Source organism: Pedobacter sp. 01N416, from assembly GCF_056399685.1.
This window is the reverse complement of sequence record NZ_JBFTRT010000241.1, coordinates 1-7,238: the sequence shown is the minus strand read 5'-3', so window position 1 is coordinate 7,238 and position 7,238 is coordinate 1. Positions and strand designations below refer to the sequence as shown.

Annotated in this window: 5 protein-coding genes; 2 read left to right on the top strand and 3 right to left on the bottom strand. The window is 35.6% G+C overall.

Features of this window, described 5'->3' with window-relative positions:
• The 3 genes from AC1DND_RS14460 to AC1DND_RS14450 form a co-directional block, all read right to left on the bottom strand.
• Positions 1–967: hypothetical protein (locus AC1DND_RS14460; RefSeq protein WP_477582586.1), on the bottom strand; the 967-nt coding region annotated here is incomplete at its 3' end.
• A 63-nt stretch (positions 968–1,030) separates the two neighbouring features.
• Positions 1,031–3,067: a hypothetical protein gene (locus AC1DND_RS14455; protein ID WP_477582584.1), complete on the bottom strand. Its 2,037-nt coding sequence runs from the start codon at positions 3,065–3,067 to the stop codon at positions 1,031–1,033.
• Positions 3,068–3,302: 235 nt separating this feature from the next.
• Positions 3,303–3,983, bottom strand: coding sequence for a hypothetical protein (locus AC1DND_RS14450; RefSeq protein WP_477582582.1), 681 nt, complete (start codon positions 3,981–3,983; stop codon positions 3,303–3,305).
• Positions 3,984–4,238: 255 nt separating this feature from the next.
• Between AC1DND_RS14450 and AC1DND_RS14445 the strand changes: the two genes are divergently transcribed.
• Positions 4,239–4,673 carry a cytochrome c maturation protein CcmE domain-containing protein gene (locus AC1DND_RS14445; RefSeq protein WP_477582580.1) on the top strand — a complete coding sequence of 145 codons (435 nt, stop codon included), beginning with the start codon at positions 4,239–4,241 and terminating at the stop codon, positions 4,671–4,673.
• 5 nt (positions 4,674–4,678) lie between these two features.
• Positions 4,679–7,144 (top strand): cytochrome c biogenesis protein CcsA, encoded by a 2,466-nt coding sequence (gene ccsA, locus AC1DND_RS14440; protein ID WP_477582578.1) that lies wholly within the window; start codon positions 4,679–4,681, stop codon positions 7,142–7,144.
• The last annotated feature ends 94 nt before the right edge of the window (positions 7,145–7,238 follow it).

Sequence of the window (7,238 nt, the reverse complement as noted above, 5' to 3'; positions counted from 1 at the left end):
CTGCATGTATAGCAATAGAGAATTGTGGTACATCTCTTTTTTGCAGACTTACTTTTGCTACTTTTTCAAAATCATCGTTATAATCATAAGTAACAATAGAATCTGTTTGTTGTATCGTACTTGACCAATTAAAATCTACACTGCCTTTATAATATTTTAATACACTATCGGCCTCAATGCTGAAATTCTTTGTTTTAAAAGCCCGATGAGTTATATTTTTGAAATCAGCATTTAGCCACAAACTGGCAATAGCATCTTTATTATGCCCACGGTTGCTCTGTGTATTCGTTGGGATAATCTCGTTGGCAGTAACCATATCGCTAAAATTAACTACTCCATTATCAAAATTAACAGATCCTTTATGTAATGCGGTTTCGAAAGCAATGTGCTGTACAGATTTTGCTGTATGCTTAAACCTGCTCTCGGTTACTTTTATAAAGTTTTTCTGGCTTAATATGTTCATCAAAGTTCCGTCAACATTTTCTATTTTAACCGATAACGAAACAGCGGCACTTTTACTGTCGTAATAAATAACCACATTACCCAGTTTCGATTTAGCGACATTTATACCCTCAGTCTTTTTAGTTATCTCCAAATGCAATAAATCTCTTAAAGTGTTTTCAAAATCATTGACATTCTTAACTTCAAATCGCGAAAAGTAAATTCCAGATTTGCCCTGTAAAGTATAGAAATATAAACTTGCAGGTATTTCTAAACCATTATTAAATTTGTCGGGCTTATTTGAGGTGTCCTTTTTAAAGTCAGATTTAAAATAATAGCCAGGGTTACTCACTATATTCGCGAAAAGTGTTTTGTAAAGCTCATCAACATTGATTTTTATTAAGCTCGTCGCATTTTTCGGAATTAAGGTTTGCTCGGCATCGTATCTCCTGTATTTAGAAACACCAACAAAAAAAATAAGCAGCAATAAAACTATTGCTGCTGTTATTTTTAAAAATTTCTTCATGGAATATGGTTAACTGTTTAAATCGGTTAACTGTAAACTGCCGACTGATAATTGCCAACTAAACTACTTAGCTGCATTTTCAATTAAAGAAAACAGATATTTCAATGCATTTTCATGTCCGTTCGGAATTTCTGCGCTAATATCTGCTGAAACCAGTCTGCCCTTAATCGGGTTCGATTTCATGTATACATTGCCCATTTTCTCTAAAGTGCTATTAAATTTCTTAGCGGTTTCTTCACCACCAATTTCCGAATCTGGTACTTTGCCCACCAGGTTTTTGGCATTAAACAGAAAACTGAAATTGTTTTTGCTCAATAGTTGTTTGTGCAGTTTACTTAATTTATTGCTGTTGTATTGATTGTTGCTAATGCCCTGCATTTCAGTTAACGAATTGCCGAAAAATACAATACCATCTTTAATCATAAAGTAAATATCAATCGGGCTTTTCTTTTCCAATATTTTATAAATGTTGTTCTCAACAGATACATAATTTYTGTTTACACCATATTTAATCAGTTTGTTAATCAATCTGTGATCTTCTGATGAAAACATAAAAAGGAAATCAGGCAATGTTTCTTTCTTGGTTTTAACTATTTCTTTTTGTTTGTAATCATCATCATATTCGTAAGTGGTATAAGTAACGTCTTTTGTGTTTAATCCATTAATTACGAATAACGCATCGCCTTTAATTACCTTGCTTACAGCTTCTTCATCTAGCAAAAGACTGAAGAGCTCAGTACCAAGATCAATTTCTTCATCCATTTTGCCCCCCAATAAAGAACCATAGGTTTGTTTCATTAATTTAGGGAATTCTTCCAGATAAGCTTTGGTATCAATCGAATAACTCATAAAACCGAGCGCTTTTTCGCTGTTTACATATTTCAAAAAGTTTTTGTTTAACTTTCTGTTCATGATTTTTTTATACGCATCTGCCTGTTCCTGCGCCAATTCTAAGCCTGTTGAGATGCGGAAACTCTTGTCGTCCATAAAAAGTTTCGCATTTAAACTGCCATAACCTTTCATTAACCCTGCTTTACCATAAGCACCAAATTCAGGAGAAATCGAATTATAAACATCTTGAAGGCTCGATACCCAAAGTTCTGCAATGGCTTTATTATCTAAACTTGCCGTGTATGATTTATTATTTTCGATAGACTCGTAACTGCCAGTGAAAATCTGATCAGCCTGGGCGGTCATCCAGGTAAAAGCCAATCTCTTTTTCTTTGCATCTTGTTCCAAACGCTCTTGTTGGTAGGCATCATATTGCTCATCAACAATACCATGAACAGGAGTCATGGCGCTCGCAGTATCGACTGCGAATTCTCTTGCTTCTCTGGATTCTTCAACATCTGAATCTATTCTAGCAACTTTTTTAGATTTTTTGGCCGTTTTCTTTTTACCGGTTTTTTTCGTTCCGGCAGTTTTTTTAGTATTCTTTTTAGCCGTCGATTTTTTCCGAACTTTTACTTTTTCAATAACCGGGGCATCAACTGCTTCTACCATAGGCTCATCTGTTGTTACATAAGCAGAGTCTACAGCCACAGCCGCGCTATCAGCAACTATTGCATCGTCACTTTGGAACCTTATATCTTTAATCCCATAACGTGCAGATTTAACTGAATCAGCAAAGAAAGATCCTTTTATGCTTCCGGTTACAAAATACAGCATGTTGTTGTTCCATTTAATAATGCTCGTGCTATCAGGCAAAACCATCGTACGGATATCGCCCTGCTGTGTAAACTTTTTCTCTTTGGTGTCAATCAGATTTTCGAATTTTTTAGCATCTTTTATCGGAATAAGAAAACAGTTATAGGTAATACTATCGCTTAACTGATTAAAGTAATACATGTTTTTCTCCAGGTTGATGCCGAAATCTTCTATACTGGTAAAACTTTTATCAAGTGATTTTGATGTTTCTGTCAATAATTTCTTGCCTACAAAAGATTCGTTAAAATCTTTTACAAACATCAATTTAAATACGTTATCGCCTTTAATTGTGGCAACTGTGAAGGCATTTGCAGGTATTTTCTTAATTAGATCCTGAGCCTTGGCCAGATTAAACGATAAGAAAAGAGCGATTGCAATTAGAATTTTTTTCATTGGATATAATTTGTTTTTTTAGCGGTTATGAAGCTATCAGGAGCAGATTCATCTCGGTTTGTGAAAGGTATGCTCCTGATGGTTTCATTAGATATTATTTTGGTTTTTAGCGGTTATGAAGCTATCATGAGCATATTCATCTCAGTTTGTGAACGGTATGCTCCTGATGGTTTCATTAGATATAATTTGTTTTCAGTGGAGATGAAACTATCGAGGATTACACGTTGGTTTCATTTTATTTAGATAGTTGTATAGAATTAGATACGTTAATTTTTCCGTTAATTAAATCCATAATGCTGCTTTTTAACATCACGGCTTTTTTAGATTTCGATACATTTGATGCCGGGTTGGTGCTACTTGTTACAACAGTTTCGAAACGATAGATGCTGGTGTAAGTTGCGCCGTTAAAAATTGCCTTGTCTTTTGCTTTTAATTTATTGAATTCTGTTTTAGCGCTACCTATTGCCTGATATTTTCGGCTAAAGGTTTTGGTGGCCTTGTTATAAGTATACGAGGAGGTGTTAGTAGCCTTAATTTTTTGCTGGGCAAGAATGTTTTTGGTAATATTATTGATATTTGAAACATCTTTAAAAGAAAAACTAATGGTTGCGATGTAATTATTAAAATCGCTCGTGCTTTTTACATTCGAAATTCCTTCCGATTTTCTTAAATAGGCCACTGCTTCATTTAATTCCTGTTGAATTTTTTGTTTGCTGGGCACTTTATAGTCTTGTACGCTATCCAAAAGCATTACCGAAGCCACTTTGGTTTTGCTCTGGCTTAAGTTTATGGTGAGTACCATATCGCCGGTTCCGTCGTTTTTCATGGCAATTTCTTCAATTACTTCAAAACAAGAGCTTAAAAAAGGTATCAAAACTATAAATAACAAAAGCGTATAAAACTGCTTTAATTTCATGTTAATCCGGTTTATGTTCTATTGTGGGATGTAAAAAAGGGATGATTACCTGATAAGCCAAACTTAACAATTTCAGCCCAAACTTTTAAATGATTTAAGATATTACTTAAGATCGGTTATAAATAGTGGCTTTTGAGAAAATATTTTACTTTAAAAATCAGATAATTGTCAATATAAAGACAAGAAAAATGTAAAAGAATGCTGGCTAAGCCGATTTTTCTATCTTTGTTGCCAGCTTTTACAACAAGTATAACCATGAAGAAAAGTGCAATCATTGGATTGATTACCATCGCAATTTCCGTAGGGATTTTATTTAGCTTGAACGCAAATACCGACACCTACTCTAATTTCAAACAGGCAACCCTTTCTGAGAAAGAAGAGCATGTTATGGGCTATTGGGTAAAATCGATGGGTACTTATTACGACGCCGTAAAAGACGCTAACCATTTTGCATTCCACATGAAAGATGAAAAGGGAGAAGTGAGAGAGGTAATTTACGCAGGTACCAAACCGCAGGATTTCGAAAAATCAGAAAAGCTTGTGTTAATCGGTAAGATGAACAAAGACAAGTTTTACGCGTCGAAAATTTTAATGAAATGCCCATCTAAATATAATGATAACCTTGTTGAAATTAATAAAGACGGTAAGGTTGACACGGTAGGTAAGTACGGCGAGAAAAAATATAACTAATTTTAATGGATATTCAATTTGTAGGCGAAAACCTGCTACCGGGTAAAATCGGGCAGTTTTTTATTGTGCTGGCGTTTAGTGCATCATTACTTTCAACAATCGCATACTTTTATGCCAGTCGCGATAAAAATTTAGAAGATAAATCTTGGCGTAACTTAGGCCGGATTGGATTCTTAGTTAATTTTAGCTGTATAATTGGTATCGGAGCAATTTTGTTCTACCTGGTATTGGGCCACTACAATGAATACAGTTATATTTATTGGCACTCTTCAAAACAACTTCCAATTCATTATATTATTTCTGCTTTTTGGGAAGGGCAGGAAGGAAGTTTCTTGCTCTGGGCCTTCTGGCAATCGTTTCTAGGTACTTTATTAATCTGGAAAGCTAAAACCTGGGAGCGCCCTGTAATGACAGTTGTGGCCTTCTCTCAAGTGTTTTTGACTTCAATGCTTTTAGGTGTAGAGATTTTGGGTGAGCGCATCGGAAGTTCTCCATTTATTCTATTAAGAGATTCCCTTGATCTAAAATCAATGGCTCCTGTAGTTTTCGCAAACCCTGAAAACTTCGCTAATTATTTAAAATTTATTACCGATGGCAGAGGATTAAATCCATTGTTGCAAAACTATTGGATGGTGATCCACCCACCAACCTTGTTTTTAGGTTTTGCCAGTATGATTGTGCCTTTTGCCTATGGAATTGCGGCACTATGGCAAAAACGATATAAAGAATGGATTAAACCAGCTATGCCTTGGGCGCTTTTTGCGGTGATGGTTTTAGGTACAGGTATTATTATGGGTTCTTTCTGGGCTTACGAAGCGTTAAACTTTGGCGGTTTTTGGGCTTGGGATCCTGTTGAAAATGCATCTTTAATTCCATGGCTAACCCTAATTGGTGCGGTACACGTAATGATTGCGTATAAAAATACCGGTCATGCTTATTTTACTGCAATTGCTTTAGTATTCTTAAGTTTCTTATTGGTGCTTTACGCATCGTTTTTAACCCGCAGTGGAATTTTAGGTGATACATCAGTTCACTCATTTACTGATATGGGTATGTTTGGCCACTTGATTTTATACAATGTTGTTTTCGCTGTTTTAGCGGTTGTGCTCATTGTATTAAGATGGAAAGAATTGCCAATTACCACCAAAGATGAAGAAACTTATTCTCGCGAATTTTGGATGTTTATTGGCGCTTTAGTTGTAACTATAGCTTGTATCCAGGTAATATTCTCCACCTCGGTACCCGTATTCAATAAGGCGTTTGGAACAAACTTTACTCCACCAATTGATGCTGTAAAATATTACAACCAATGGCAGGCACCTTTCGCAGTATTAATTACTTTGATTTCAGGTTTCTCTCAATATCTAAAGTATAAAAGAACCGATCCACGCAAATTTTATAGTAGCCTGGTTTCGGCAATTATTTTCTCCATTGTGTTAACAGCGGGTTTGGTATATGTGGCTAATATTTACACCAACACAATGTATATCCTCATCACCTTCAGCTGTTTATTCGCTGTGCTTTCAAATGCTGCGGTGTTATATCAGGCTTTCGGTGGCAAGGCAAAATTGGCCGGATCTGCAATTGCACACATTGGTTTTGCTTTCCTGATCTTAGGTGCATTAATTTCTGCAGCTACAAACAAACCTTTATCCATCAACGCGAATAATTTTATTCCGGTAAAAGATTTCGAGAAAACAGAAAAACCAGGTGAAAACATCATGTTATACAAAAACGAGCCTAAGAAAATGGGTAAGTACACTGTAACCTATGTAGCCGATACCACGGTAGCACCCAATACCATTTATACCCTTAATTTTAAAGTTTTAGATAAAGAAGGTAAGGTTAAAGAAGATTTTAACTTACATCCACATGTGCAGGATAACGAGAAAATGGGTTTAATTGCTTCTCCTGATACCAAGCATTATTTAACCTATGATGTTTACACCCACATTACCAGTGCCGCTATTAAAAAAGAATCGCACGATGATCACGAAGGTCATTCTGACGATGAAAATTATAAAACACCGCGTATTGTTAAGGTTTCAGTAGGAGATACCATTCACACCTCAAGCGGCATTGTTACGGTTAAGGATTTAAATAGAAAACCTATCGCAAAAGATTTAGTTTTAGGGCAAGGTGATTATGCTGTTGGTTTACCATTAGAGATTAATGCTGCCGGTAAAGTTTACAATACAGAACCTATTTTCTTGATCAAAGGAAATAACACTTTCGATTTCGCACGCAAGGTGGATGAATTGGATTTGAAATTCCGTTTTGCCAGGGTATTACCAGATGAGAAAAAAGTGGAGCTTCAGATTTTTGAAAAACCTCAGCAGGCTAAAGACTGGGTAGTTTTTAAAGCAATAGAATTTCCTTTCATCAATTTATATTGGGCAGGTACTATTGTAATGGTTGTTGGTTTCTTACTTTCAATTTTCAGAAGAAGAAAAGAGGCCAAAACCGCATAAAATCATGAAGATCGTTTTATTAGGTTCGGGAAACGTTGCCACACACTTAGCAAAAGCATTAAAAGCCAATGGTGAAGATGTGGTACAGGTGTAC